Source organism: Nocardioides albus (genome assembly GCF_014648255.1).
In the GTDB taxonomy this organism is placed as follows: Bacteria; Actinomycetota; Actinomycetes; order Propionibacteriales; family Nocardioidaceae; genus Nocardioides; species Nocardioides albus.
Genome location: NZ_BMQT01000011.1, coordinates 93,610 through 119,357, shown reverse-complemented (window position 1 = coordinate 119,357; position 25,748 = coordinate 93,610). Strand labels below are relative to the sequence as shown.

Genomic DNA, 25,748 nt, shown 5'->3' with positions numbered 1-25,748 from the left:
CGCTCACTCATAGCTTGCACCTCTCTGCCCGGCTGTAGAAGGCCACGTTGTCGAGCTGCTTCTGGATCGCCTTGACGGCGGGAGAGTTGTCGAGCAGCTCACCGAGAGAGGGCAGCTTGATCGAGAAGTCGAGGTCGCAGAGGTAGTAGTTGTACCAGGAGCCGTAGCTGCCGATCCGCGCCTGCGACTCCAACGTCTCGGGCAGCCGCTCGAGCGTCTTGTCGAGGAGCGTCTGGTTTCCCGGCTTGTTCAGGATGTCCACCACGCGCTTGAGCTGCTTGATGTCCTCCTTGAGGAACGGCCGTACGTCGGTGAGCAACCCGGCCAGCTCGTCGGTCAGGTCGCCGATCGAGGAGATCGAGTCACCGATCGCCTCCTTGTCCCGCGCCAGGTCCTTCATCCAGCCGCTGAGCTGCTGGATCAGCTCGGCGAGCTCGGTGTGGTGCTCGTTGACGGTGCTGAGCGTCTTGGACAGGTTGGTGATCACGTCCCCGATGAGCTGGTCGCGCTCGGCCAGGGCGCTGGTCAGCTCCGCGGTCTCGGAGAGGAGGCTCGCGACGGTGCCGCCCTCTCCCTGCAGCACCCGGATCAGGTTGAGCGAGAGCTTGTTGACGTCCTTGGGCTGCAGCGCCTCGAAGAGCGGCTGGAAGCCGTTGAAGAGCTCGGTCAGGTCGAGCGCCGGGGTGGTGTTGGCCATCGCGATCGCCTGGCCCTGCCGCAACGGCGCCGCGTCTTCGCCTGCCTCCTGCGTACCGGCATCCTGGGTCAGCGCCAGATAGCGGTCGCCAACGAGGTTCAGGTAGCGGACCTGGGCACCGCTGGCGGTGGTCAGCGGCACCGTCTCGTCGACCCGGAAGGTGATCATGGCGTGGTCACCGTCCTCGATCTCGACGGCGAGCACCTCGCCCACGGTGATCCCGGCGACGCGTACGTCGTCTCCCTCGCTGAGGCCGGAGGCGGTGGTGAACTCGGCGCGATAGGGCACCCGGTCGCCGAAGCCGACGTTCCCCATGATCGAGGCCAGGGTGCCGGTGACGATGATCGACATGACGGTGAAGATGACCAGCTTGGTCCCGGCCACCGTGGTCTTGAGATCGCGCTTGTTCACTGCAGACCTCCGTTCCCGGGGGCCCACGGCACGTCCTCGGTGCCGTTCTCGAGCTCGTTCGGCTCGGCGGGCACCGTCGGGTTCGGCAGTCCGGCGCACCACGGGCCATGGCCGATCTCGCCCCACTCGGGACGGTCGTCACGGCCGTACGAGGGTTTCTGGGTGCCGTCGAGGACCATCGTCTGACGCACCCGGTTCTGCTGGAAGACGGTCGCCAGCAGCTCGGTGTACTCGTCGAGGCCGCGCAGCAGGCAGGTGTACTCCGGGGAGTAGTCGGAGAGCAGCTTCAGCAGCGGGACCGCCAGCTCGGTCTCGTACCGGATCGCCTTCTCGTTCTCGGCGAGCAGGTTCTTCGAGGTGTCGGCGACCCCGGTCACGGACGTGAGCAGGCCGCCGAGGCGGGCTCGCTGCTCGGTGACGGTGTTGGCGGTGGTCGTGGTGTTCTCGAGGACCTTGACCAGGTCGGGGGCTGCCATGGAGTAGGTCTCCGCGACGTCGGCCATGTCCTCGAGATCGCGTTCGAGTGTGGGGAGGTGGACGTTCATCTTCTCGAGGTAGTCGTTGAGCTGGACCATCGTCTCGCCGAGCTTCTCCCCGTTGCCGGAGAGCGCCGTGGCGAGGGCGTGCAGGGTGCTGTTGAGGTCTTGGGGCCGGATCGACTTCAGCAGCGGGAAGAGCCGGGCCAGGATCACGTCGAGCTCGACGCTGGTGCGGACCCGGTCGGCGGGGATCACGGTGCCGTCGCTCAGCGCGCCGGTCCGCTCTCCCACGGGGTCGATGAACTCGACGTACTTCTGCCCGAACAGCGTCGTCGGCTTGATCGCGACGCTGACGTTGGCGGGGATCTGCTCGGCCTGCTCCGGCTCCAGACCGAGCTCGATGACGGCCTTCTTGCCGTCCTGGTTGATCTCGCGGATCTGGCCGACGATGACGCCGTGCATGCGTACGTCGCCGTAGCGCGGCAGCTGCAGGCCGGCCCGGTCGGCCTCGACGCTCACGGTGGTGAACTGCACGAACGCCTTCTGGTAGATCGCGATGCAGAGCGTGATCAGCAGGGCGAGGGTCACCGTGAAGGCGATCCCGGAGACGAAGAGCTTGGAGTGCTCGGCGCGGGTGTCGCGCTGGATTCCCATCAACATGTGGATCGCGCCGCCCTCATCCCGTGATCCGGACGGTGGTCGTGGACCCCCAGATCGCGAAGCTCAGGAAGAAGTCCGCGACGACGACGGTGACGATGGAGGTACGGATCGCCTTGCCGACCGCGATGCCGACCCCTGCCGGGCCGCCGGAGGCGGTGTAGCCGTAGTAGCAGTGGATCAGGATGATCGCGACCGCGAGGATGATCAGCTTCAGGAAGCTGTAGAGGATGTCGATCGGCGGCAGGAAGGCCAGGAAGTAGTGGTCGTACGTCCCGCCGGACTGCCCGTACATCAGCGTCGTGATCAGCCGGGGGCTGAGGTAGGAGGCGCACAGGGCGACGATGTAGAGCGGGATGACGGCCAGGAACCCGGCGATCATCCGGGTGGTGACCAGGTAGGGAAGGCTCGGCACGCCCATCGCCTCGAGCGCGTCGATCTCCTCCGAGATCCGCATCGCGCCGAGCCTGGCGGTGTAGCCACAGCCGACGGTCGCGGCCAGCGCGATCGCGGAGATCAGCGGCGCCACCTCGCGGGTGTTGAAGAACGCCGAGATGAACGCGGAGAACTTCGCGACACCGATCTGGCTCAGGCTCGCGTAGCCCTGGATGCCGACCTCGGAGCCGGCGAAGAAGGCCATGAACGCGATCACGCCGACGGTGCCGGCGATCATCGTCAGGCCGCCGGCGCCGAAGGCGACCTCGGCCAGGATGTTGAGGACCTCCCGCTTGTAGCGGCGCACGGTGCGCGGCGCCCAGGCGAGGGCCTTGACGTAGAAGATCAGCTGGTCGCCATAGCCCTCGACAGCCTGGCGCTGGTCTTTGACGATCTGGTTGCCCACCTGGGCGAGCGTGTTGGACACCGGGGGATCACAACCCGTCCTGAGGAACGATCTGGAAGTAGATGGCGGTCATGATGGAGTTCAGGACGAACAGCATCATGAACGCGATGATCACGGCCTCGTTGACCGCTCGGCCGACGCCGCTGGGACCGCCCTGGGCGTTGAGGCCGTTGTAGGCGCCGATGATCGCGGCCAGGAAGCCGAAAAGCGCTGCCTTGACCATCGAGATGTAGAGGTCCGGGAGGCTCGCCAGCGCGGTGAAGCTCGACAGGAACGCGCCTGCGGACCCGCCCTGGATGATCACGGTGAAGAAGTAGCCGCCACCGATCCCGGTGGCGATGACGATCCCGTTGATCATCACCGAGACGAACAGGCACGCGAGCACACGCGGGATCACCAGCCGGACCACCGGGTCGATGCCCAGCACCTCCATGGCGTCGATCTCCTCACGGATCTTGCGCGATCCCATGTCGGAGCAGATCGCCGACCCGGCGGCACCGGCGATGATCAGCGCAGCCGCCATCGGCGCCGCCTCTCTGACCACTGCGAGCACCGCTGTCGCGCCGGCGAACGACTGCGCCCCGAGCTGACCGGCGAGATTGCCGACCTGGAGCGAGATGACCGCACCGAACGGGATCGAGACCAGGACCGCGGGCAACATCGTCACGCTGGTGATGAACCAGGCCTGCTCGAGGAACTCGCGCAGCTGGAACTTGGTCGTGAAGGTGCCCTTGACGACCTCACCGGTCATCAGACCCATCCCGCCGACGCCTCGGACCAGCGAGGCGAACTGCACTGCCATCCTGCACCTTCCGCGAGGTCTTGTGACTCGGCTCACGTTTCGAGTCTGTAGTAGAACACGTTTCAGTTCTGAGGGCAACGACCCGTCGTCCGATATGCCTCCGGACAGGGTGGGAGGTATCTGGTCTCAACGACTTACCCGCCAGTAGGTGACGGGAGTCACAGGATCCTCCACCCTCGAACCGGCATCCGTGAAGGCCGTTCTCGCATCCTGATCCTCAGATCGCCGGGCAAGCCGGGACCGTCGGCGCGGGCACCGGCATCGAGCCGCGGACCGTACCGGTGTGTCTCCACGCGGTGAGCCAGTTAGATTGGGGACTGTGATGAGACTGTCGCCGGGGGGCGTCGTGAGGTTCCTACGCCGCCTGCTCCTCGTCGTCTTCGGCGTGCCGGTGGCGCTCGCCGTCGTGATGAGCCTCGTCGACGCCTACCGCAGCCGCGGGAAGCACGGCAGGCGGGCCAAGCCGTTCCCGGTGACACCGCCGCTGACCAACAGCGTCGGCGACGGCACCGTGACGACCTACACGTTCGGCAACGACCTCTATGAGGACATGATCGCCGCGATCGACGGCGCCAAGAAGCAGGTCCTCCTCGAGACGTACATCTGGAAGGGTGACGAGGTCGGCCAGCGGTTCAAGCAGGCGCTGGCCGCGGCAACAGAACGCGGGGTCGAGGTCTACTGCATCTACGACGAGCTCGCCAACCTCGTGGTGCCGGCCCGCTTCAAGCGCTTCCCACCCGGGATGCACGTCCTGCGCTACCCCACCTACGCAGCAGGCTGGCGCTTCTTCGACCTCTCCCGCTACGGCCGGGACCACCGCAAGATCCTGGTCGTCGACGACACCGTCGGGTTCGTCGGCGGCTACAACATCGGGGATGCGTACGCCACCGAGTGGCGCGACACGCACGTGCGCATCACCGGCCCCGGGGTGTGGGACCTACGCCGTGCGTTCGCAGACTTCTGGAACCTCAACCGGCGCCGGCCGCACCCGCTGTCGCGCCGGACCGCAGAGGAAGGCCCGCTGCTCATCGAGACGGCCCCCTCCTGGGACCCCGATCTCCGGTTCCACCGCAACGTGCCTCGACTCTGGATGTTCCCGATCCGGTCGATGTATCTGGAAGCGATCAACCGGGCCTCGCGCAACATCTATCTGACCACCGCCTACTTCGTCCCCGACGAGGACTTCGTGGACGCGCTCAAGGCCGCGGCACGGCGCGGTGTCGACGTACGCATCCTGCTGCCGCTCAAGTCGAACCACATCGTCGTCGACTGGATCTCCCGAGGCTACTTCTCCCAGCTCCTCGACTCAGGCGTGCGGATCCTGCGGTTCAAGGACGCGATGATCCACGCCAAGACCGCCACCGTCGACGGCTTCTGGTCGACCGTCGGCACCGCCAACATCGACCGGCTCTCCCTGACCGGAAACTACGAGATCAACCTGGAGATCTTCGACCGCGACGTCGCCAAGCAGATGGAGGAGATCTTCTCCCGCGACGAGTCCAACGCGCTCGAGCTGACCTCCGACGAGTGGGCCGCGCGCGACATCCACCGCAAGTTCACCGAGCTCGTCCTCACTCCGCTGCGCCCCCTCCTGTGAAACCCTGACCCCGAGGCCCGCCGACTCGGCAGTCAGATCGGCAACTCAGCGAGGCAGATGCGTCCGCGGCGACATCCGCGGCCCCCGCCGAGGCCGTGTCCCAGCACCCCGGTAGATGAGCGCGACGACACGAGCACGATGCGGCCGAAACCGCTCCAGATAGTCGCGAAGCTGTTCGTCGTCCCACGCCTTGTTGGTCAGCGCCCAGCCGACGTCCTTGGCGACGTGGTAGTCGCCGAAGCTGACCGCGTCGGGATCGCCGAGCGCCCGCTGGCGCACCTCGGCGACGGTCCACTCCCCTATCCCCGGGATGGTGGTGAGCCGCCGCTCGACCTCCTCGCCAGGCAGGCCGGCAGTCCGCTCGATGGCCGGCGCGACGCGCGCCGCCTGGAGAACGGTCTTGGATCGGGCGTGGTCCACCGGCAGACGCAGCCACTCCCAGCTCGGGACCGTCCGGAGCCGCTCCGGTGACGGCTGCAGGCGCAGCCCGTGGTCGGCCCCCGGCCCAGGAGCGAGCTCGCCGAATCGCCTGACCAGGTTGCCGAAGCCACGGAACGCCTCCGTGCTGGTCACCTTCTGCTCGATGATCGCGGGCACCAGCGCCTCCATCACCAGCCCGGTCCGCCCGAGGCGAGGCACCTCGAAGCGCTCCATCAGCGTCATCAGCACCGGGTCGTCGGTGTGGAACTCCTCCGGGCGGTCGTCCGCGCCGAGAAGGGCCGGTACATGGGTCAGTGCCCACTCCGCGCCCTCTCCCCACGCCTCAGCCTCGACCTCGGTGGCACGCTGGTGCAGCCTGAGCGTGGCAGGACCCTGCGGCGTACGCACGGCTCGCCAGTGGTCCTCGCCAATGATCTTGTACGTCGGGTCGCCAGGCCCGCGGCGAAGCGGGCGCAGCATCGAGGCGAGGCCGACGGCGTAGCCGGGGCGAACCGTCCGCTGCGCGCTCATGCGGCGGCGGCCGCCGACCGAGGTAGCTTGGTGAACCGTCGCTTCCTTCGCGGAACTCCCCGCAGTAGGCGGGGCGCCACCGAGTTACCTCGGTGAGCATTCATGGTGCTCATGCCTCGAGGCTAGCCCGCGGGATGACCCGGCTGGTCGTCAGATGGGTCGCCCGACCGGTCTCGTCGCGGCCGGCGAACCCGAAGACATGGTGCGCTCCGTGCAGGGCGTCTGCGGTGACGACCTGGTCGGCGGCGTACGGGAGCACCTCGTAGCGCACCGGCTCGTCGCCGGCCGCGGCGGCCTCGGGGCCCGGGACCTCCTCGACCCACAGCCGGCCGTCGGGGTGTCGGCGCAGCGTCCAGTCGACGATCCGGGCACGGTAGGTGCCGAGCAGCCGGTCGGCGTCGAAGCCGGACGGGTGCTGTCGCGGGGGCACCGGATCGGCTGCGACCCGGACGCCGGCGAGATCGTCGAGCAGATGACCGAGGATGTCGTGGTAGAGCCCGTAGGTGTCGCCTCCGTTGGTGAGCAGCGCGACCGCCAGGTCATGCTCAGGCACCATCCGGAAGAAGGCCGACTGCCCGATCGTCTGGCCGTCGTGGCCGACGATCCCCTGGCTGGTGTCGTCCAGGGACCAGCCCAGGCCGCGCGCCTCGGAGCGCATCGATGCCGGGTGGTCGACCTGTCGCGTGAGCACCTCCGCGCAGGAGGTCGAGGAGACCACCCGAGTGCCGTCGGCGGCGGTCCCGCCGTCCAGGTGCATCGCGGCGAAGCCGAGCAGATCGCGTACGCGCATGGAGAGCATCGCGCCGACCGGACCGCTGGCACGGGCCATCCCCCACGCCGGCCCCGGGCGGAGGACATGGTCGGGGCCGGGGTCGATGTGGCCCATCGCGGTGCGGAACCTGATTGCGTCGTAGGCGGTGGTGGCGACATGGGTGAGCCCCATCGGCGCGGCGAGCCGGTCCTGCAGCGCCCGGTCCCAGGTGGTGCCACGCAGCACCTCGACCAGACGCCCGAGCACCGCGAAGCCGGTGTTGGAGTAGGAGAATCGCTCCCCCGGCGCGAAGGTCTGCGGGAGGTCGCCCATCGCGGCCACGAACCGCTCGACCGCGTCATCGCCGGGCCCGTGGTCGGTGAAGACGTCGCCCTCGAAGCCGGCCGTGTGGGAGAGCAGGTGACGGACGGTGATCGTCCGGGTCGCCTCCTCGTCGGCGATCCGGAAGGTCGGCAGGTGGCGGCTGATCTCGTCGTCGAGGCTGACCCTGCCCTCGTCGATGAGCTGCATCACCAGGTCGGTGGTCCACAGCTTGGTGATCGAGCCGACCTGGAACAGCGAGTCTGTCGTCGCCTCCACGCCGGTGTCGAGGTTGAGGACTCCGCTCGCATGGTCTACGACGTGGCCGTCCTGGAGGACTCCGACCGCCGCCGCGGGCACCCGACGCCTCCTCAGGAGAGCCGGGAGTTCGCCCTGGAGCCAGGTGCGGGTGGCTGCGAGGGCGCCGGGGAGAGCGTTCATCGGCTGCGCTCGGCGAGAGCCGTGAGCGCGCGCTCGAACGCGGCCCTGTCTGCCGGGTCGAGATCGGCCAGCAGCTCGGCCTCCATGGCCTCGATGGCATCGCGGCAGCCGCGGAGCACCTTGGCCCCGACGGAGGTCAGGGACACGATCCGGTTGCGACGGTCGGCCGGGTCGGGCTCACGAGCCACCATGCCCCGAGCCTCGAGCCGGTCCAGGTTGCCGATCAGACGGGTCTTGTCGCGGCCGGTCGACGCGGCGAGCTGGGCCTGGGTCGGCGCGTCCGACTCGGCCAGCGCGGTGAGCACCGCGTAGTCCCACATCTCCAGCCCCGCGGCATCGAGGATCGGCTTCTCGCGAGCCATCACCTCGCGCATCAGACGGGACAGCAGGAAGCCGAGCTCGGGTCGATCCACCGCAGAATCCTAACCGCTCGACGGATCATCTACACACGCTTACGATCATCAGGTGCTTACTTTCAACGCGCTTCTCGCGGCCTATGACCGCTCCCTTCACGACACCGTCGCCCTCGCCTCCACGACCGACGACCTGAGTCGCCCCACCCCGTGCGACGGCTGGGACCTCGCCGACCTGTTCGGCCACATGGTCGGCCAGAACCTCGGCTTCGCCGCCGCGGTCGCTGACGGCGATGCCCCGGTCACCTCGTACGCGTCCGTGGCGGTCAGCGCGGAGAACCTCTCGCAGAGGTGGCAGGACTCGGCGACCCGGGTCCGCGACGCGTTTGCCGCCGCCGACCCGGAGACGACGATCCACCTCGCCGAGTTCGGTTTCCGGCCGACCGTCACGGTAGCGCTGGGCATGCAGCTGCTCGACGCCGCCGTGCACGCCTGGGACGTCGCGACGACGCTCGGGATCACCTATCGACCGAACGAAGAAACGGTCGCCCACGTCCACGACATGGCGCGCCAGATCGCCTCCTCGCCGAGCGGCACTCCGGTCTTCGCCACGCCGCTGCCCACGAGCGGCGATGACCATTGGAACGACGCGCTGCGCCTGCTCGGGCGTGACCCGGCGCGGCCTCTGAACGCGTAGCGCAACCTGCTGGTGTGTTGTTCACTGGATGCATGCTGCTCGCCGACGTCGTCGCCACCTCGAACGCTGTTGCCGCCACCCGGTCACGGAAAGCCAAGGTCGCGGCACTGGCGGAGTGCCTCGCCGCGACAGAGCGCGACGAGCTCCCGGTGGTGACGGCCTATCTCGGCGGTTCGCTGCTGCAGCGGCGTACGGGACTGGGGTGGCGCTCGCTCACCTCGCTCCCCGCGCCGGCGGCCGAGCCGTCGTTGACCGTTGCGGGCGTGCACGAGGCCTTCGAGCGGATCTCCCGACTGGCCGGCGCCGGGTCGCAGAGCGAGCGGGCACGCGAGACCGACACCCTGTTCGGCTCCGCGACCGAGGCCGAGCAGGCCTGGTTGCGGAGCGTGGTGACCGGAGAGGTTCGCCAAGGCGCCCTCGACTCGCTCGTCCAGGAGGCGCTGGCGGCCGCGGCGCAGGTGCCGTTGCCAGCCGTACGCCGCGCCGCGATGCTCGCCGGCTCGACCGTCGTGGTCGCCGGGCTCGCCTTCGACGGCACCGACGCGCTGGCCGAGGTCGGGCTGGTCGTGGGTCGTCCGGTGCTGCCGATGCTCGCCTCGTCGGCCGGCTCGGTCGAAGAGGCCATGGCGAAGCTCGGCGAGGCGGTCGTGGTCGACACCAAGCTGGACGGCATCAGGATCCAGGCCCACAAGTCCGGCTCCGAGGTCCGCATCGCGACGCGCACCCTGGAGGACATCACCGCGCGCCTGCCGGAGGTCGCGGAGATCGTCGGCGCCTTGCCGGCCGAGACGCTCGTGCTCGACGGCGAGGCGTTGACCCTCGGCCCCGAGGGGCGACCGCGGCCGTTCCAGGAGACCGCCTCACGCACCGCGACACGGTCGTCCTCCGACACCGTCGTGGCTCCGTACTTCTTCGACATCCTCCATGTCGACGGCCGCGACCTCCTCGACCACGCCCTCGATCAGCGCCTCGCCGAGCTCGACCGGATCGTCCCCGAGCAGCACCGGGCCCCGCGGTTGCTGACCGTCGACGCCGAGGAGGCCGAGCGGTTCGCCGCCGATGTGCTCGCCGCCGGCCATGAGGGAGTCGTCGTCAAGGGGGTCGGCCTACCGTGGGAGGCAGGGCGGCGCGGCGCAGGCTGGATCAAGGTGAAGCCCGTCCACACGCTCGACCTGGTCGTGCTCGGTGTCGAATGGGGCTCGGGGCGTCGCAAGGGCTGGCTCTCCAACATCCACCTCGGCGCGCGCGGTCCGAACGGCTTCGTGATGATCGGCAAGACGTTCAAAGGGATGACCGACCAGATGCTGGCCTGGCAGACCGAGCGGTTCACCGAGCTCGCCGTCACCGACCCGCAGGGCGACTGGGTGGTCGAGGTCAGGCCCGAGCAGGTGGTTGAGATCGCCTTCGACGGGGTGCAGCGCTCGACCCGCTACCCCGGTGGGGTCGCGCTGCGGTTCGCCCGCGTCGTGCGTTACCGCGACGACAAGACCGCCGCCGAGGCCGACACCCTCGCGACGGTGCAGCAGTTCCTCGCCTAGCCTGATCGGGACGTCGACCGGGTGTGTGATGACGCGCACTCGTGGTGCAACTCCGAGTTGCACACCGCGTACAGTGTGCTTGTGAGCATCCGACCAACCATCTCTGACGCCGCGTCAGCCCACGGATCTGCGCCCGACGGCCGCCGGTCGGCCGCCGCCGCCCGCCGCCGTGCACGCGAGGCAGACATCGTCACGGCCACCCGTAGACTCTTCGACGAGCGCGGGGTCAGCGATGCGCAGATCGAGGACATCGCCAAGGCCGTCGGCATCAACCGGGCCATCGTCTACCGGCACTTCACCGGCAAGGACGAGATCTTCGCGCTGACCCTGGTCGGCTATCTCGACGAGCTCCGTGAGCGGATGCTGGTCGCGACCGAAGGAGACAGCGCCCCCACCGACGTCGTCCGCGACGTCGTCGGCGCATTCGTCGACTACGGGATCGAGTATCCCGCGTTCGTCGACTGCGCTCAGACACTGATGCGCCGCAGCGGCTCCGACCTGCTCGACGAGCTCTCCGAGAGCGCCCTCTTCCGACTCGGACGGGCGATGAACGGCTGCCTCACCATCCTCACCAAGGTCCTCGAGGACGGCGCCGCCTCCGGCGAGCTCCACGTCAAGGACGCCAACCTGCTCGCCAACACGCTCTACGCCTCCGGCCTGGGCGCCCTCCAGCTCGCCCGCGTCGGCATCCTGGTCTCCGAGTCCGCCCCCGGCGTACCCACCGTCGGCTCCGTCTCCCCCGACCAGGTCCGCGACTTCCTGGTCACCTCCGCCCTCGCCCTCACCGCAAAGTAACCGCAGCCGAGACGTCACCCCCGTCGCCCGACACGTCACGCGATGACGTCTCGACCGACCTAACTGACGTCTCGACCGACCGCAGTGACGTCTCGGCGAAATGACAACGGCGCCCGGCATCAGCCGGGCGCCGCGTACGTTCTCCTGGGTCTACTTCTCCAGGATGGCGACTACGCCCTGGCCGCCGGCGGCGCAGATGGAGATGAGGCCGCGGCCAGATCCCTTCTCGTCGAGCAGCTTGGCCAGGTTGTTGATGATCCGGCCGCCGGTGGCGGCGAAGGGGTGGCCGGCAGCGAGGCTAGAGCCCTTGACGTTGAGCTTCTCGCGCGGGACCGAACCCAGCGGGGCGTCGAGGCCGAGCTTGTCCTTGCAGAAGTCCGGGGACTCCCAGGCGGCCAGGGTGGAGAGCACCTGGGAGGCGAAGGCCTCGTGGATCTCGAAGAAGTCGAAGTCGTCGAAGGTCAGGCCGTTGCGGGCAAGGAGGCGCGGGACGGCGTACGCGGGCGCCATCAGGAGGCCCTCGCCACCGGCGACGTAGTCGACCGCGGCGACCTCGGCGTCGACGAAGTAGGCCAGGACGGGGAGGTTCTTCGCCAGGGCCCACTCCTCGCTCGCGAACAGCACGGCGGAGGCACCGTCGGTCAGCGGCGTCGAGTTGCCGGCCGTCATGGTCGGGTTCTCGCCCTTGACCCCGAAGACGGGCTTGAGCGTCGCGAGCTTCTCCACGGTCGAGCCGGGGCGGAGGTTGTTGTCCTTCTCCAGCCCGCGGAACGGGGTGATCTGGTCCTCGAACCAGCCGGCCTCGTACGCAGCGCCGAGCTTCTGGTGGGACGCGGCAGCCAGCTCGTCCTGGGCCTCGCGGGTGATGCCCCACTCCTGCGCGGTGAGTGCGGCGTGCTCGCCCATGGAGAGCTTGGTGCGCGGCTCAACATTGGCCGGGATGTTGGGGATGACGTCGGCCGGGCGGAGCTTGGCGAACGCCTTGACGCGGTCGACGTTGGTCTTGGCGCGGTTGGCCTCGAGCAGGATCTTGCGGAGCTTCTCGCCCAGCGCGATCGGCGCATCCGAGGTGGTGTCGGTCCCGCCGGCGATGCCGGAGTCGATCTGGCCGAGCGCGATCTTGTTGGCGATGTAGGTCGCCGCCTGGAGGCCGGTGCCGCAGGCCTGCTGGAGGTCGACGGCCGCCGTCTCGGGCGCGAGCTTCGAGCCGAGCACGGACTCGCGGGTCAGATTGAAGTCACGCGAGTGCTTCAGCACGGCGCCGGAGGCGACCTCACCGATGCGCTCGCCCTCGAGACCGAAGCGAGCCGCGAGCCCGTCGAGGACGGCGGTGAACATCTCTTGGTTGGACGCGGTCGCGTACGCACCGTTGGAGCGGGCGAAGGGAATACGGTTGCCGCCCACGATGGCGACACGACGAGTGGTGGTCATGGGTTCATCCTTGTCTGATGACGCTCTTTGGAGAAGGGTATGTCGGGGAGATCACGAAATGTGGACACCGAGTTACACCTCTAGTTACAACTGACCAGTAACATACTAACCGTACGCCTCAGAGACTACGCCCAGAAGGATCAGAGCAGACCATGAGCGACAAGTACCAGAGCTTCACGCAGTCGGCGATCGGCAAGGTCCTCGTCAAGAACCTCGGGCTGCCGAGCCCCGCCAAGCTCGAGCGGTACGCAGCCGGCGCCCCGCTCGTCAAGGGCACCGTCCTGGTCGGCGGTCGGGGTCGTCTGGCCGAGTCTCTCGACGGCCTCCTCGCCGAGCTGGGTGCCACGTCGACCTCTACGGCGACCGGCGGCACGCGCTTCAAGGGCCTGGTCTTCGACGCGACCGGACTGACGTCGACGACCGACCTGGTCGCGCTGCAGGAGTTCTTCACCCCGGTGCTGCGCAGCCTGGACAACAACCCTCGCGTCGTCGTGATCGGCACCCCGCCCGAGCAGCTCAAGGGTGGCGAGCGGGTCGCCCAGCGCGCGCTCGAGGGCTTCACCCGCAGCCTCGGCAAGGAGATCGGCAAGGGCGGCACCGTCCAGCTCGTCTACGTCGCCGAGGGCTTCGAGGGCTCACTGCTCTCCACGCTGGCCTTCCTGCTCTCCCCGAAGAGCGCCTACGTCTCCGGCCAGGTCGTCCGCATCGGCACCAAGAACGCCTCCCCCGCCGCCGAGCAGGTCGACCCCGCGAGGCCGCTGACCGGCAAGGTCGCGCTCGTCACCGGCGCTGCGCGCGGCATCGGCGAGGAGATCGCCAAGGTCCTCCAGCGCGACGGTGCGACCGTGGTCGGTCTCGACATCCCGCCGTCCGAGGACGATCTGAAGAAGGTCACCTCCGACTACATCACCGCCGACATCACCACCGAGGACGCTCCGGCGAAGATCGCGTCCTACCTCCAGGAGAAGTTCGGCGGCGTCGACATCGTCGTCCACAATGCCGGCGTCACCCTCGACAAGAAGCTTGCAAACCAGAAGGCCGACCGCTTCGGCACCGTGCTGGAGATCAACATCTCGGCCCCCGAGCGGATCACCGCCGAGCTGCTCGAGCAGAAGCTGATCCGCCCCAACGGCCGCATCATCGGCGTCTCCTCGATTGCGGGCATCGCCGGCAACGTGGGTCAGACCTCCTACGGCGCCTCGAAGGCCGCCGTCATCGGCTTCGTCGACTCGCTGGCCGAGGAGCTCCCCGACGGCATCACCGTCAACGCGGTCGCCCCGGGCTTCATCATCACCCAGATGACCGCGGCGGTGCCGTTCGCGACCCGCGAGGTCGGTCAGCGGCTCAACGCGATGGCCCAGGGCGGCCTGCCGGTCGACGTCGCCGAGACCATCGCCTGGTACGCCTCGCCGGCCTCCACGGGCGTCAACGGCAACGTCGTGCGGGTCTGCGGCCAGATGATGCTGGGGGCCTGATGAGCACGCCCAAGACCGAGCCCAGCTTCACAGGTAGGTCAGGTCCCGGCCTGCTCCTCCGGGCGGCGCTGCCCGCCATCCCGGGCGTCAACGCCCTCCCCGGGGTCAAGAAGACCGGCGTCGCCTACGAGGAGCTCGGTCTCACCCGCGAGCCGGTCGTCCTCGAGCGGGACGCGGTCGACGCCTACGCCGAGCTGTGCGGGTTCCCGATCAAGGACACCGTGCCGCTCCCCTACCCGCACATGCTGGCCTTCCCCCTCCACATGGCGCTGATGTCCTCTCCGGACTTCCCCTCGCCCGCGATGGGGATGGTCCACATCGAGAACTCGATCAGCGGCTATCGCCCGATCACGGTCGGTGAGGCGGTCGCGGTCACCGCGACCGTGGGCCAGCCCGAGCCGCACCCGGTCGGCAAGGCGTACCGGTTCCTGACGGTCGCCACCGTCGACGGCGAGGTCGTGTGGGAGTCCACCTCGACCTACCTGGTCCGCGGCAAGCGCAACCCCGACGTGATCTGGGCGTCTGATTTCGCCGAGGTGGATCCCTCCGGGCCGGTCTTCCCGCTCAGGGCCGACCTGGGTCGGCGCTACGCCAAGGTCGCCGGCGACTACAACCCGATCCACCTCTACCCGTTGACCGCGAAGGCGCTCGGCTTCAAGCGGCAGATCGCGCACGGGATGTGGACCAAGGCGCGCTGCATCGCTGCGCTGGAGAACCGGCTCCCGGGAGCGGTTCGGGTGGATGTCGCGTTCAAGAAGCCCGTCTTCCTGCCTTCCTCGGTCGCGTTCGGGTCGCTCAAGCACCTGGACGGCTACGACTTTTCGCTCCACAAGCGTGGCTCGGACACGCTCCACCTGGTGGGGCGTACGACCGCTCTGTGACCCCGAGGGGCCGCCACGATTTAACCCGTGGCGGCCCGGGTCCTGCAGGTGAGACGGTGCTCGCATGCCCGCCCCACGCCAGCTCCCGCCGCACTACACCGAGCGGCCGTTGACACTCTCCGATGCCGCCGCCGTGACCCTCGTGATGGCGGCGAACGAGCTGGCGACCGTGGGCGAGGTGTTCATCGAGGAGGCCGACATCGTCGCGGAGTGGCAGCGGCCCTCCTTCGACGTCGGCCCGGCGACCGTCGGCGTGCTCGGACCTGACGGTGAGCTGGTGGCCTACGCGGAGTGCTCCGGCGGCGCCCGCGCCGATGCCGCCGTCCACCCCGACCACTGGGGTCGCGGGATCGGCACCGCTCTGGCCGGCTGGATCAGCGCCCGCGCCGCCGAGCTCGGCGAGCCGGTCATCGGCATGCCGGTCCCCCAGGGCTCGCCCGGCGACCGGCTGCTCGAGTCGCTGGGCTGGTTCCCGCGCTGGGAGTCCTGGGTGCTGGCGCTGCCGGAGGACGCGGCGATCCCGGTGCGCGAGCTGCCCGAGGCGTACGCCATCCGGGCTGCCACCCCGCAGGACCACGAGCAGGTGTGGACCGTGATCGAGGACGCCTTCCTGGAGTGGTCCGAGCGCGAGCGGGAGCCCTATGCCGACTGGGTCGCCACGACCATCGAGCGTCCCGGCGCCGAGCCGTGGAACATCCGCGTCGTCACCGGCCCGGACGGCGCGGTGGTGGCCGCCGCGGTGCTGGTGATGACCGAGGACGGCCGGGAGGGGTATGTCAGCAGACTGGCCACCCGCAAGGACCAGCGCAACCGCGGCCTGGCCCAGGCACTCCTCGCCGATGCCTTCGGCGCTGCCCGCGCCCACGGAGCCACCCGCGCGACCCTGTCGACGGACTCCCGCACCGGCGCCCTCGACCTCTATCTCCACGTCGGCATGGAGGTCGAGTCGACCTGGGTCCACCGGGCGACCCGGCCCTGATCCCACGTCGACGCCCCGGCCTCGGCTACCATCTTGCGTCCAGGAGGTGGACAGACATGTCCGACGTACTGATCCGAGGCCTCTCGGATGACGAGCTCGCGCGCATCGACACCGAGGCGACGCGGCTCGGGCTCACCCGCAACGAGTATCTCCGCCGATGGTTCACGCCCGACGCGCTGCGTCCGCTGCCACCGGCGCGACCCGTGGCCGGCGGCGACTTCGCGAAGTTCGCCCCGCTCGCCGACCGGGGTCTGATGCGTGACGCATGGTCGTGAGGCGACCCTGGCTGATGCACCGGTCGGCACTCGCCCGGATGTCCACCAGCCCCGACGCTGAGAAGTGGTCCCGCCTGATCGAGCTGGGACAAGTACGCATCACCACCACCACGCTGCTCGAGATCGGCCACCTGGCCCGCTCGGAGCGGGAATGGTCCGAGCTCGTCGAGGACGTGCCGGTGATCCACATGCCGCTGGCGACGTTGACGCCGCGCACCGAGGCGCGGGCGCTGGAGATCCAGCGGATCGTCCTGCGCGACGGCCGCCACCGGGCCCCGTCGGTCCCGGACCTGCTCGTCGCGGCGGTCGCCGAGGAGGCCGACCTCACCGTGCTCCACGCCGACAACGACGTCGATCTCATCACCCGCACCACCGGGCAGCCGGTCGAACGCCTGCGCGCCTGACTCGCTCGGTGAGGGTCGGGTCCGGGTCCCGGCCACCGACCGATAGAACATGCGCATGCATGCTGACCCCCACCAGACTGCAGCCGACCTGACGACCCTCGTGACCGCGCTGCGCGCGATCGACGTCACCGGCCCGATGGACCCCGTTCTCGGCGGTCTCGCGGGCTCCCAGACCGCGCAGGCCACGCTGTGGCTCTCCACGCGCCTGGCGGCCGCGGTACGTTCCTGCGCCGACAGGCTCGCCGAACCGTGCGGTCCGGCCGAAGACCGGTTCGACCTCCGTCACGCCGAGAGGGCCTATGTGTCGCCGACCGGTCCACCTGGACTCGCCCAGGTCGGCGGCTGGTCGACCCAGGCGCTGACCGAGGCCGCCCGCCGCGTACACGTCGCCGCCGACATCCTCGAGTCGCACCTGCGCGAGCTGCCAGGCGTCCTGACGGCTGCGGCGCCGTCACAGACGGAGACCGAGGTACGCAACGTCGAGCTGGTCCACAAGGCGCTGCGACACGCACGCTGGGCGATGTACGACGGCGCTGCGAGCCTGGATGCCGCGTTGGCCGATCTGAGCGAGGCGACCGCGGACGCGGTGGCGGCAGGATGTCCGCTCGCCGATGGCCCGGCGTCGTACCCGCAGGCCGTCACCGTCGCCCTCGATCGGGTCGTCCGAACCGACGCGGCGACCGCGCGAGCGCTACACGCGATCGAGTTCCCCGAGAGTCTCCGGTCACGGATCGCCGCCTACCTCGACCGCGTCGTCGCGACCCGGCAGATCGTCGCCTCGCTGGGCGAGGAGGGCGCCGCGGCGCTCTCGGTCGGCACGGTCGCCAAGAGCGCTGGCGGTGTGATCGGGAAGGGCAGCGCGTACGTCCGTTTCCTGCGTACCACCCTGCTCGGGCTGGCCCGGTCACGGTCGCTGGGCGCACTGCGGCACTTCGCCCGCGGAAGCGCGAACGGCGGCTTCCTTCGATTCCTGGTCGGCGCGCGGATCGCCCGCGGCGTCGGCTGGATCTTTCTACCGCTGACGATCGTCACCGGCATGATCGACGTGGTCACCGGCGGCGGAGCCAGCGGTGTACGCGGCTGGGCGAACCGCGTCCTCGGGGCGACCGGAGCCGGCGGAGCCTCGATAGTCCTGCTGACCCAGCTGCGCTGGACGACAGCGGGCCCCGCCGCGCTCAGTGTGGCCGGGGCGGCGGTGCTCGCCTTCAGCTCCTGGTCGCTGGCCACACTGGCCTGGGATCACCGCACCCGGATCGCGATCTTCTCGACCGCGGTCGCAGGCCGGCTCAGAACAGCTCGCGTACCTTGTCGATCGGCCGGGCCAGCACGCCGCGGTCGCCCTTGAGCACGATCGGGCGCTCCAGCAGGGCCGGGTGCTCGACCATGAGGGCGACCAGCTCGTCCTCGGAGAGGTCGCGGTTGCCGAGGTCGAGCTCCTTGTAGACCGGCTCCCGCCTCCGCAGCACGTCCCGAGCGCTCAGGCCGGTCTTCGCGAGGATGTCCTTGACCTCCTCGGTCCGCAGACCGAGGACGTGGTAGTCGACCTTCTCGAAGTCGACTCCCTCCTCCTTGAGGAGGACGAACAGGTTCCGACACGTCGTGCAGGTCGGCTTCTCGTACACGGTGATCTGATCCACGGCGCCACCTTAGCCCGCGGGGTCGGTGCGCTATCGCGGCAGGCGACCAGGGTGTGCGATAGTGCGCCGGCCTATTTCTGGATACGATGATGAGACAGACGCGTCGAGTCGGCTCGTTCTGACCGAAATTCCCGCCGAGTCGGCTCGTCATGACGAGCCGACTCGGCGCCGAATCCCGTCAGGACGAGCCGACTCGTTGAGAGGTCAGGCGCGCGGCGGGCGGATGAGGCCCTCTTGAGCGACCGTGGCAGCCAGGGTGCCGTCGGCGGTGAAGACGCGACCGATGGACAGACCGCGGCCACCGTAGGCCGAAGGGCTCTCCTGGTCGTAGAGCCACCACTCATCGGCTCGGAAAGGCCGGTGGAACCAGATGGTGTGGTCCAGCGAGGCCATCTGGATGCCCTTGTGGTCCAGCGAGTGGGCAGCCAGGGAGGCGCCGAGCAGCGAGATGTCGGAGGCCCAGGTGAAGGCACCACGCTGGATGTCGGGGTCGTCGGGAAGCGCGGCGCCCAGGCGGATCCAGAGGCGCTGCTGCGCGGGACGGGTCGGGTCGGGCTCGATGCCCAGGAGGGAGTTGCCGACGGCGCGTACCTCGACCGCTTCCCACTCCCGGGCCAGCGACACTGCCTCGGGCGACCCCGAGTCGGCCATCATCTTCAGGAAGTCGATGCACTTCTCCGGCGGCGGGACGGACGGCATCGCGTCCTGGTGCTCGAAGCCGGTCTCCTCCCGCTGGAAGTTGGCGGTGAGGTAGTAGATGTCGCGCCCCTTCTGGCGCGCGCGGACCCGCCTGGTCTCGAAGGAACGGCCGTCGCGGATCCGTTCGACCTCGTAGACGATCGGGTAGGACGGGTCACCGGGGAGCAGGAAGTAGGAGTGCATCGAGTGCACCGTGTAGGCGTCGTCGGCTGATCGGATCGCGGCCATCAACGCCTGCGCGGCCACCTGGCCACCGTAGGCGCGCCCGCGCGAGTTGCGGGTCGTGGTGGCGCCATGGAAGAGATCCTTGTCGATCTCGACCAGGTCGAGCACCCCCACCAGCTCCGCCACTGCCTGATCCGCCGCTACGGCCTCCGTCGTCATGTGAGTGAGTTTCCCTCAGTCCTTCTCAGGGCCGTCATCGGGGTCGGGGCCGTTCAGCCCGGCCAGGAACTGCTCGAACTGCTCACCGAGCTCGTCACCGGTCGGCAGCGGCTCGTCGGGCGCCAGGAGGGAGCGTCCGGACTCCTCGCCACGCTGGAAGGTGTCGTACTGCCGCTCGAGCGCGGCCACGACCTCCCGCACCTCGGCGTTCTCCTCGATGTAGGAGGCGATCTCCTCCTCGCGGCGCTGCGCCTCGGCCTCCAGGTCGGAGACGGGGATCGTCAGCCGCGCCGCGCGCTCGAGCTCCTCGACGAGCACGACCGCCGCGGCCGGGTAGTCACTCTGCGCCAGGTAGTGCGGCATGTGCACGACGAACCCCCCAGCGGGGTGGCCCCACTCCCCCAGGCGTACCTCCACCAGGGCCTGGGCCGAGGACGGGATCCGGATCTCGCCCTTCCACGGGCTCTCCCAGATCTGCCCGGCGAGCTCCTGGGCCGGATCGTTGGCATGCCTGGTCGTGGTCAACGGACGCGTGTGCGGCACCGCCATCGGCACCGAACCGAGGGAGATCACCTCGGTCACGCCCAGACGCTCGATGACATCGCGTACGGCGCCGGCGAACGCCTCCCAGCGGTTGTCGGGCTCGGGGCCGTGGAGCAGGAGGTAGGGGTTGTCACCGGTGTCCTTGAGGAGCCGGACGACCAGCCGCGGCGCATCGAAGGACTCGTAGTGGTCGCTGACGAACGAGATCGCCGGTCGCCGGGCCCGGTAGTCGTGGAGCTCGTCGACATCAAAGGTCGCCACCACCGGCGCCCGTCTCGAGGCCTGGATGAGATGGGCCGTGGCCCGCTCTGCCGCCTTGCCGGCATCGAGGAAACCGTCCAGGACGACCACCATCGGCAGCCGGTCGCCACCTGCGAGGACGACCTCCTCCGGCAGGTCGTCCACGATGTGCACGAGCCGTGATCCGGACATCGGTGCCTCCTCCCGTTGCGTACGGCCCTGCGGGGCCTTGCGGTCATCTGTCCCGCCCGGGGTCTCGACCCTGGGGCTCAACCTTCTCAATACACGCTTCCACATGACGACAGGGCAGCATCCTGGACGTCCGCGATATTCCCAAGCCGACGCGCGGACATCGGCGAACGGCCCTCGATGCCCGCGGTGAGCGACCCCTGGGAACCCCCGTTGTTACTAGCGGGTAATGTATTCCTCGGGCACCACCCGTGCCCCTATCGACAACGCCGTGCAAGCGGCACCCGACCGGCAACCCACATGGAGTGACACGGTGACCCGACAGCTGCGAGAAGTCGTCTTCGTCGACGGCGTACGCACACCTTTCGGCAAGGCCAAGGGCCAGTACGCCGAGACCCGCGCGGACGACCTGGTCGTCAAGCTCATCCGTGAGCTCACGCGCCGCAACCCCGAGCTTCCCCCCGAGCGGATCGACGAGGTCGCCATCGCCGCGACCACGCAGATCGGCGACCAGGGCCTGACCATCGGCCGCACCGCGGGCTTGCTCGCCGGGCTCCCGCAGTCCGTCCCCGGCTACGCGATCGACCGGATGTGCGCCGGCGCGATGACCGCCGTCACCACGACCGCCGGCGGCATCGCCTTCGGCGCCTACGACGTCGTCATCGCCGGCGGCGTCGAGCACATGGGCCGCCACCCGATGGGTGAGGGCGTCGACCCGAACCCGCGGATCATCTCCGAGAAGCTGGTCGACCCGAGCGCGCTCGTCATGGGCAACACCGCCGAGAACGTGCACGACCGCTACCCGGCGATCACCAAGGAGCGCACCGACGCCTTCGCCGTCCGCTCCCAGGAGCTGGCCGCCAAGGCGTACGCCGACGGCAAGATCCAGCCCGACCTGGTCCCCGTCGCCACCCGCTCGGCCGAGAACGGCTGGGGCCTGGCCACCACCGACGAGCCGATGCGTCCCGGCACCACCACCGAGGATCTGGCCAAGCTGAAGACCCCGTTCCGCCCCCATGGTCGCGTGACCGCGGGCAACGCGGCGGGCATCAACGACGGTGCGACCGCCTCGCTGCTGGCCTCCGAGGACGTCGCCCGCGAGCTCGGCCTGCCGATCAAGATGCGCCTGGTGTCGTACGCCTTCGCCGGCGTCGCCCCCGAGGTCATGGCCGTCGGCCCGATCCCGTCGACCGAGAAGGCGCTGGCCAAGGCCGGGCTCACCATCGACGACATCGAGGCCTTCGAGGTCAACGAGGCGTTCGCGATCCAGGTGCTCGCGTTCCTGGACCACTTCGGCATCGACGAGAACGACTCGCGAGTCAACCCGTATGGCGGCGCGATCGCGTTCGGTCACCCGCTGGCCTCCTCCGGTGTGCGGCTGATGATCCAGCTCGCCCGCCAGTTCGAGGAGCGCCCCGAGGTCCGCTACGGCCTCACCACCATGTGCATCGGCCTGGGTATGGGCGGCACGGTCATCTGGGAGAACCCTCACTGGAACGGCGCGGAGGCCTGACATGACGGACATCAACACGCTGCTCGCCGACGTGGAGAAGCTCTTCTCCGACGACGAAGTCGTGACCGCGGCCAAGCTGGCGAAGGTCAACCTGCCCTCCGGCAAGGTCCTCGGCCTGGTCACCCTCGACAACGGCCACGACCACACCCGGCCGAACACGTTCGGGCCGAAGTCGCTGGTCGAGCTCAACACGGCGTACGACGCGGCCCTTGCTGACCCCGAGATCGACGCGATCGCGGTCACCGGCAAGCCGTTCATCCTCGCGGCCGGTGCCGACCTGACCTCGCTGCAGGCCGGGGGCGCCGACGGCATCCGTACGATCGCCGAGCTCGGTCACGCAGTCTTCCGCAAGCTGGGCGACGGTCACAACGGCACCAAGAAGCCGTCCTTCGGCTTCATCAACGGGCTCGCGCTCGGTGGCGGCCTCGAGGTCGCACTGCACGCCGACTACCGCACGATCCAGGACTCGGTGCCGGCCGTCGGCCTGCCCGAGGTCATGCTCGGCCTGATCCCGGGCTGGGGCGGTGGCTACCTGCTGCCGAACCTGATCGGTCCGGCCAAGGCCGCCAAGGTCTTCATCGAGAACCCGCTCAACAACGGCAAGGTGCTCAAGGGCACCGAGGCCTTCGACCTCGGCATCGCGGACGCGATGTTCGGCGGCGCCGACTACCTCGAGCAGTCGCTGCTGTGGGCTGACAAGGTGCTCAGCGGCGCCGTCGAGGTCACCCGTGAAGAGGTCGACCGCGGCGACGCCTGGGACGAGGCGGCCAAGAACGCCGGCTTCTTCGCCTGGGCCAAGACCGGCGACGCCTCCCCTGCCGCCAAGAAGGCCGTCGAGCTCTTGACGCTGGCCAAGACCGCCACCCGCGACGAGGGCTTCGCGGCCGAGGACGACGCGCTGGTCGCGATGTCCGAGACCCCGCAGCTGCTCGCCTCGCTCTACTCCTTCGACCTGGTGCAGAAGCGCGCCAAGCGTCCCGCCGGTGCCCCCGACAAGGCGCTCGCGCAGAAGGTCACCAAGGTCGGCATCATCGGTGCCGGGCTGATGGCCTCGCAGTTCGCGCTGCTCTTCGTCCAGCGCCTCAAGGTGCCGGTCGTCATGGTCGACCTCGACCAGGAGCGTGCCGACAAGGGCGTTGCGTACGTCCACGCCGAGCTCGACAAGAAGCTGGCCAAGGGCCGTGCGAGCCAGGACGCTACCAACCGTCTCAAGGCGCTCGTGACGTCGTCGATCGACTACGCGGAGGCCTTCTCCGACGCCGACTTCATCATCGAGGCCGTCTTCGAGGAGATGGGCGTCAAGAAGACCGTCTTCGCCAACGCCGAGGCCGTCGCGCCGGAGACCGCGGTCTTCGCCACGAACACCTCGAGCCTCTCGATCACGGAGATGGCGGCCGACCTGAAGAACCCCGAGCGGGTCGTGGGCTTCCACTTCTTCAACCCGGTCGCGGTGATGCCGCTGCTGGAGATCATCCGCGGCGAGAAGACGTCGGACGCGGCCCTGGCCACGGCGTTCTCCGTCTCGAAGTCGCTGAAGAAGATCTCGATCCTGGTCAAGGACAGCCCGTCCTTCATCGTGAACCGGCTCCTGGGCCGGTTCATGGGCGAGGTCTCCAAGGTCGCCGACGAGGGCACCCCTGTCGACGTCGTCGAGTCCGCCTTCGCCGGGGTCGCGCCGATGGGCCCCTTCGCGCTGATCGGCCTGGTCGGTCCGGCGATCGCGTACCACAACAACGAGACGCTCGCGAAGGCCTTCCCGGACCGGTTCTACCTCTCCGAGAACCTCCACCGGGTCGTCGAGGCCAAGAAGAGCTCCTTCTTCGGTCCCGACGGGCGCACCCTCGACCCCGAGGTCGAGGCACTGCTCGTCACCGGCGATGTGGTCAAGACCGCGGAGGAGGCTCGCCGACAGGCGCTGGAGGCCATCGCCGACGAGATCGGTCGCATGCTCGAGGAGGGCGTCGCGCAGGCCGCCGAGGACATCGACCTGGCGATGATCACCGGGGCCGGGTTCCAGTTCTGGAACGGCGGGATCACCCGGCTGCTCGACCGCGAAGGCATCTCGGAGAAGGTCACCGGCAAGAAGTTCCACTGACCCACGACGAATCCGCCGCCGGCCACGATGTGGTCGGCGGCGGTTCGCAGTCGCTCTGGAGTGGCCTGTTCCGCCCGGACTCGGCCCCGAGCTTCAGACGCTGTTGTCGACGTATGGGCCGCTCGGGCTGCCGGCCACGTCCGGCTTCACGGCCTTCTGCCGCGGGCGTGGCCGCTGCTCGTCCCTGCCCTTCGCCGTGCTGCGCCGGCTCTCGATCCGCTTGCGGACCTTCTCGTCTGCCGCTTGCAGGTCGAACGGCGCGGACATCTGCTCCGGTGACCAGTGGAACTCGGCCACGAGATCGTCGTAGAGCATGGATTCCCCCGAGTGCTGGTTGGTGACGGTGGTGACGGTTCTGGGAGCTTGCGGGTCCCGGAACCTACGACACTCTAAACCGGAATCTGTCCGCATCCGGTGCACCGCCACACGTGAGATCCGGTTGCTACCGGAAGCCATCGGCCCCTGACCTGCGAAAACTGGCTCCTCTGCGACAGAAAGCGATGTCTCAGGGTCAGAGACGGCGGCCCTGGCCGCCTGCCGCAGCCCACACCCGGGCGATCGACTCCGCGGTCCGTGAGAGATCGTTCTCGACCCGGTCGAGTGCCTCGTGCAGCGGACCCGGTCCGGGTGCAGCGGAGAAGACCGCCGTCATGCCGGCCGCGATCGCCGCGTCCGCACCCTGCGACACGTCACCGGCGATCACGACGACCGGGACGCCATGTTCCTGGGCGAGCCTCATCACTCCTACCGGTGTCTTGCCGCCGAGGGACTGGGTGTCGAGCCTGCCCTCACCGGTGATGACCAGATCCGCGCCGGCGATCGCGGAGGCGAGTCCGACGGCGTCGGCGACGAGGTCGAAGCCGGAGCGCAGCTCGGCACCGAGGAACGCGAGCGACGCGAAGCCGAGCCCGCCCGCCGCGCCGGCTCCCGGGGCCGCCGGGTCCGCGAGCGCACCGCACACCTCGCCGAGCCGACGTAGGCCGTCATCGAGCATCCGGACGGTCGCCTCGTCGGCTCCCTTCTGCGGACCGAAGACATACGCCGCGCCCCGCGGACCGTGCAGTGGACTGTCCACGTCGCAGGCGGCGATCACCTCGCAACGAGCCAGACCGGGATGCACACCGGCGAGGTCTACCGCGACGATGTCGTGCAGGCCGACCCCGCCCGACGCGTTCTCCGCGCCGCTCGCGGTGGCGAAGCGTACGCCCAGGGCCTGGGCCATGCCGACCCCGCCGTCGGTGGTGGCGCTGCCTCCCAGGGTGAGCAGGATGCGCTCGGCCCCGGCGTCCAGAGCCGCCTTGATCAGCTCACCGGTGCCGTACGAGGTGGCGGCCGCGGCGCTGGTCGGCGTGGGATCGACCAGGTGCAGGCCCGAGGCGGAGGCCATCTCGACCACGCCGGTGACCCGGCCGCCGGGCTGCTCGGCAGGGATCAGACCCAGCTCGGCGCTGACGGGCTGGCCGTGCGGGCCCGTCACGGTGTGCTGGACGATCCGGCCGCCGAGGGAGCCGACCAAGGCGTGCAGCGTCCCTTCTCCCCCGTCAGCGACGGGCAGACACACGGTCTCCCAGCCGGGGGCACCGCGCCGCCAGCCGGCGGCGATGGCCGCGGCGGCCGCAGGGCTGTCGCAGCTGCCCTTGAACGAGTCCGGAGCGATGACGACGCGCATGGC

The 25,748-nt window shown here is 69.3% G+C and carries 25 protein-coding genes; 12 read left to right on the top strand and 13 right to left on the bottom strand.

The window, feature by feature from the left end:
• Positions 1-7: 7 nt before the first annotated feature.
• The 4 genes from IEY84_RS22000 to IEY84_RS21985 are packed head-to-tail and all read right to left on the bottom strand — an operon-like array spanning position 8 to position 3,887.
• A complete protein-coding gene (locus tag IEY84_RS22000) occupies positions 8-1,108 on the bottom strand; it encodes an MCE family protein (protein WP_183549203.1) in 1,101 nt (366 codons plus the stop codon).
• Entirely contained in the window at positions 1,105-2,247 is a 1,143-nt protein-coding gene (locus IEY84_RS21995; protein WP_183549205.1) for an MCE family protein, read from the bottom strand. Before IEY84_RS21995 ends, IEY84_RS22000 begins: the two co-directional genes overlap by 4 nt.
• 16 nt (positions 2,248-2,263) lie before the next feature.
• A complete protein-coding gene (locus tag IEY84_RS21990; RefSeq protein WP_183549207.1) occupies positions 2,264-3,106 on the bottom strand; it encodes an MlaE family ABC transporter permease in 843 nt (280 codons plus the stop codon).
• Positions 3,107-3,113: 7 nt separating this feature from the next.
• Positions 3,114-3,887, bottom strand: a complete 774-nt coding sequence (locus tag IEY84_RS21985) for an MlaE family ABC transporter permease (RefSeq protein ID WP_183549209.1) — start codon at positions 3,885-3,887, stop codon at positions 3,114-3,116.
• 322 nt (positions 3,888-4,209) lie between these two features.
• On the opposite strand from IEY84_RS21985, the gene IEY84_RS21980 reads away from it, so the two are divergent.
• Positions 4,210-5,484 (top strand): phospholipase D-like domain-containing protein, encoded by a 1,275-nt coding sequence (locus IEY84_RS21980; RefSeq protein ID WP_183549211.1) that lies wholly within the window; start codon positions 4,210-4,212, stop codon positions 5,482-5,484.
• A 45-nt stretch (positions 5,485-5,529) separates the two neighbouring features.
• On the opposite strand, the gene IEY84_RS21975 is transcribed toward IEY84_RS21980, so the two are convergent.
• The 3 genes from IEY84_RS21975 to IEY84_RS21965 all read right to left on the bottom strand — a co-directional run bounded on the left by IEY84_RS21975 (position 5,530) and on the right by IEY84_RS21965 (position 8,361).
• On the bottom strand, positions 5,530-6,435 hold the full coding sequence (locus tag IEY84_RS21975; protein ID WP_183549213.1) for a DNA-3-methyladenine glycosylase family protein: 906 nt from the start codon (positions 6,433-6,435) through the stop codon (positions 5,530-5,532).
• Between the two features lie 109 nt (positions 6,436-6,544).
• Positions 6,545-7,948, bottom strand: a complete 1,404-nt coding sequence (locus tag IEY84_RS21970) for a serine hydrolase domain-containing protein (RefSeq protein WP_183549215.1) — start codon at positions 7,946-7,948, stop codon at positions 6,545-6,547.
• The gene (locus tag IEY84_RS21965) at positions 7,945-8,361 is read right to left on the bottom strand and encodes a MarR family winged helix-turn-helix transcriptional regulator (RefSeq protein ID WP_183549217.1); all 417 of its coding nucleotides are present in this window, start codon (positions 8,359-8,361) and stop codon (positions 7,945-7,947) included. The genes IEY84_RS21970 and IEY84_RS21965 overlap by 4 nt, the downstream gene beginning before the upstream one ends.
• A 52-nt stretch (positions 8,362-8,413) precedes the next feature.
• Between IEY84_RS21965 and IEY84_RS21960 the strand changes: the two genes are divergently transcribed.
• The 3 genes from IEY84_RS21960 to IEY84_RS21950 all read left to right on the top strand — a co-directional run bounded on the left by IEY84_RS21960 (position 8,414) and on the right by IEY84_RS21950 (position 11,331).
• A complete protein-coding gene (locus IEY84_RS21960; RefSeq protein WP_183549219.1) occupies positions 8,414-8,998 on the top strand; it encodes a TIGR03086 family metal-binding protein in 585 nt (194 codons plus the stop codon).
• A gap of 32 nt (positions 8,999-9,030) precedes the next feature.
• Positions 9,031-10,536 (top strand): ATP-dependent DNA ligase, encoded by a 1,506-nt coding sequence (locus tag IEY84_RS21955; RefSeq protein ID WP_183549221.1) that lies wholly within the window; start codon positions 9,031-9,033, stop codon positions 10,534-10,536.
• 81 nt (positions 10,537-10,617) lie between these two features.
• Entirely contained in the window at positions 10,618-11,331 is a 714-nt protein-coding gene (locus IEY84_RS21950) for a TetR/AcrR family transcriptional regulator (RefSeq protein WP_229788920.1), read from the top strand.
• Between the two features lie 150 nt (positions 11,332-11,481).
• On the opposite strand, the gene IEY84_RS21945 is transcribed toward IEY84_RS21950, so the two are convergent.
• Positions 11,482-12,762 (bottom strand): acetyl-CoA C-acetyltransferase, encoded by a 1,281-nt coding sequence (locus tag IEY84_RS21945; RefSeq protein ID WP_183549225.1) that lies wholly within the window; start codon positions 12,760-12,762, stop codon positions 11,482-11,484.
• Positions 12,763-12,914: 152 nt separating this feature from the next.
• Here IEY84_RS21945 and IEY84_RS21940 point away from each other — a divergent pair, with 152 nt between their 5' ends.
• From IEY84_RS21940 to IEY84_RS21915, 6 genes are all read left to right on the top strand, one after another.
• On the top strand, positions 12,915-14,237 hold the full coding sequence (locus IEY84_RS21940; RefSeq protein WP_183549227.1) for a 3-oxoacyl-ACP reductase: 1,323 nt from the start codon (positions 12,915-12,917) through the stop codon (positions 14,235-14,237).
• Complete coding sequence (locus tag IEY84_RS21935) at positions 14,237-15,118, top strand: MaoC/PaaZ C-terminal domain-containing protein (protein WP_183549229.1); 882 nt, start codon at positions 14,237-14,239, stop codon at positions 15,116-15,118. Before IEY84_RS21940 ends, IEY84_RS21935 begins: the two co-directional genes overlap by 1 nt.
• A 64-nt stretch (positions 15,119-15,182) precedes the next feature.
• Positions 15,183-16,097 carry a GNAT family N-acetyltransferase gene (locus IEY84_RS21930; RefSeq protein ID WP_183549231.1) on the top strand — a complete coding sequence of 305 codons (915 nt, stop codon included), beginning with the start codon at positions 15,183-15,185 and terminating at the stop codon, positions 16,095-16,097.
• A 56-nt stretch (positions 16,098-16,153) separates the two neighbouring features.
• Positions 16,154-16,372: a type II toxin-antitoxin system VapB family antitoxin gene (gene vapB, locus IEY84_RS27035; protein WP_091041496.1), complete on the top strand. Its 219-nt coding sequence runs from the start codon at positions 16,154-16,156 to the stop codon at positions 16,370-16,372.
• A gap of 14 nt (positions 16,373-16,386) precedes the next feature.
• Positions 16,387-16,776 carry a PIN domain-containing protein gene (locus IEY84_RS21920; protein WP_229788919.1) on the top strand — a complete coding sequence of 130 codons (390 nt, stop codon included), beginning with the start codon at positions 16,387-16,389 and terminating at the stop codon, positions 16,774-16,776.
• Positions 16,777-16,831: 55 nt separating this feature from the next.
• Entirely contained in the window at positions 16,832-18,121 is a 1,290-nt protein-coding gene (locus IEY84_RS21915; protein ID WP_183549236.1) for a hypothetical protein, read from the top strand.
• Here the strand turns inward: IEY84_RS21915 and IEY84_RS21910 are convergent.
• From IEY84_RS21910 to IEY84_RS21900, 3 genes are all read right to left on the bottom strand, one after another.
• Positions 18,063-18,413, bottom strand: a complete 351-nt coding sequence (locus IEY84_RS21910; RefSeq protein WP_183549238.1) for an arsenate reductase family protein — start codon at positions 18,411-18,413, stop codon at positions 18,063-18,065. The genes IEY84_RS21915 and IEY84_RS21910 overlap by 59 nt on opposite strands.
• 204 nt (positions 18,414-18,617) lie before the next feature.
• A complete protein-coding gene (locus IEY84_RS21905; RefSeq protein ID WP_183549240.1) occupies positions 18,618-19,496 on the bottom strand; it encodes an acyl-CoA thioesterase in 879 nt (292 codons plus the stop codon).
• A 15-nt stretch (positions 19,497-19,511) separates the two neighbouring features.
• Positions 19,512-20,471, bottom strand: coding sequence for a proteasome assembly chaperone family protein (locus IEY84_RS21900; protein ID WP_183549242.1), 960 nt, complete (start codon positions 20,469-20,471; stop codon positions 19,512-19,514).
• Positions 20,472-20,781: 310 nt separating this feature from the next.
• Here IEY84_RS21900 and IEY84_RS21895 point away from each other — a divergent pair, with 310 nt between their 5' ends.
• Both IEY84_RS21895 and IEY84_RS21890 read left to right on the top strand, forming a co-directional pair.
• Entirely contained in the window at positions 20,782-21,981 is a 1,200-nt protein-coding gene (locus IEY84_RS21895) for a thiolase family protein (RefSeq protein WP_183549244.1), read from the top strand.
• Position 21,982: 1 nt separating this feature from the next.
• The gene (locus IEY84_RS21890) at positions 21,983-24,076 is read left to right on the top strand and encodes a 3-hydroxyacyl-CoA dehydrogenase NAD-binding domain-containing protein (protein ID WP_183549246.1); all 2,094 of its coding nucleotides are present in this window, start codon (positions 21,983-21,985) and stop codon (positions 24,074-24,076) included.
• A gap of 93 nt (positions 24,077-24,169) precedes the next feature.
• Here IEY84_RS21890 and IEY84_RS21885 read toward each other — a convergent pair whose 3' ends face one another.
• Both IEY84_RS21885 and IEY84_RS21880 read right to left on the bottom strand, forming a co-directional pair.
• Positions 24,170-24,391, bottom strand: coding sequence for a hypothetical protein (locus IEY84_RS21885; RefSeq protein ID WP_183549248.1), 222 nt, complete (start codon positions 24,389-24,391; stop codon positions 24,170-24,172).
• Between the two features lie 196 nt (positions 24,392-24,587).
• Entirely contained in the window at positions 24,588-25,745 is a 1,158-nt protein-coding gene (locus IEY84_RS21880) for a glycerate kinase (RefSeq protein WP_183549250.1), read from the bottom strand.
• Positions 25,746-25,748: the final 3 nt, after the last annotated feature.

Excerpts from the sequence above, each read along its gene's own strand:
- IEY84_RS21995 (WP_183549205.1), bottom strand. The coding sequence starts at position 2,247 with ATGTTGATGGGAATCCAGCGCGACACCCGCGCCGAGCACTCCAAGCTC.
- IEY84_RS21985 (WP_183549209.1), bottom strand. The coding sequence starts at position 3,887 with ATGGCAGTGCAGTTCGCCTCGCTGGTCCGAGGCGTCGGCGGGATGGGT.
- IEY84_RS21980 (WP_183549211.1), top strand. The coding sequence starts at position 4,210 with ATGAGACTGTCGCCGGGGGGCGTCGTGAGGTTCCTACGCCGCCTGCTC.
- IEY84_RS21975 (WP_183549213.1), bottom strand. The coding sequence starts at position 6,435 with ATGAGCGCGCAGCGGACGGTTCGCCCCGGCTACGCCGTCGGCCTCGCC.
- IEY84_RS21970 (WP_183549215.1), bottom strand. The coding sequence starts at position 7,948 with ATGAACGCTCTCCCCGGCGCCCTCGCAGCCACCCGCACCTGGCTCCAG.
- IEY84_RS21955 (WP_183549221.1), top strand. The coding sequence starts at position 9,031 with ATGCTGCTCGCCGACGTCGTCGCCACCTCGAACGCTGTTGCCGCCACC.
- IEY84_RS21945 (WP_183549225.1), bottom strand. The coding sequence starts at position 12,762 with ATGACCACCACTCGTCGTGTCGCCATCGTGGGCGGCAACCGTATTCCC.
- IEY84_RS21940 (WP_183549227.1), top strand. The coding sequence starts at position 12,915 with ATGAGCGACAAGTACCAGAGCTTCACGCAGTCGGCGATCGGCAAGGTC.
- IEY84_RS21935 (WP_183549229.1), top strand. The coding sequence starts at position 14,237 with ATGAGCACGCCCAAGACCGAGCCCAGCTTCACAGGTAGGTCAGGTCCC.
- IEY84_RS21930 (WP_183549231.1), top strand. The coding sequence starts at position 15,183 with ATGCCCGCCCCACGCCAGCTCCCGCCGCACTACACCGAGCGGCCGTTG.
- vapB (WP_091041496.1), top strand. The coding sequence starts at position 16,154 with ATGTCCGACGTACTGATCCGAGGCCTCTCGGATGACGAGCTCGCGCGC.
- IEY84_RS21920 (WP_229788919.1), top strand. The coding sequence starts at position 16,387 with ATGCACCGGTCGGCACTCGCCCGGATGTCCACCAGCCCCGACGCTGAG.
- IEY84_RS21915 (WP_183549236.1), top strand. The coding sequence starts at position 16,832 with ATGCATGCTGACCCCCACCAGACTGCAGCCGACCTGACGACCCTCGTG.
- IEY84_RS21905 (WP_183549240.1), bottom strand. The coding sequence starts at position 19,496 with ATGACGACGGAGGCCGTAGCGGCGGATCAGGCAGTGGCGGAGCTGGTG.
- IEY84_RS21900 (WP_183549242.1), bottom strand. The coding sequence starts at position 20,471 with ATGTCCGGATCACGGCTCGTGCACATCGTGGACGACCTGCCGGAGGAG.
- IEY84_RS21890 (WP_183549246.1), top strand. The coding sequence starts at position 21,983 with ATGACGGACATCAACACGCTGCTCGCCGACGTGGAGAAGCTCTTCTCC.
- IEY84_RS21885 (WP_183549248.1), bottom strand. The coding sequence starts at position 24,391 with ATGCTCTACGACGATCTCGTGGCCGAGTTCCACTGGTCACCGGAGCAG.
- IEY84_RS21880 (WP_183549250.1), bottom strand. The coding sequence starts at position 25,745 with ATGCGCGTCGTCATCGCTCCGGACTCGTTCAAGGGCAGCTGCGACAGC.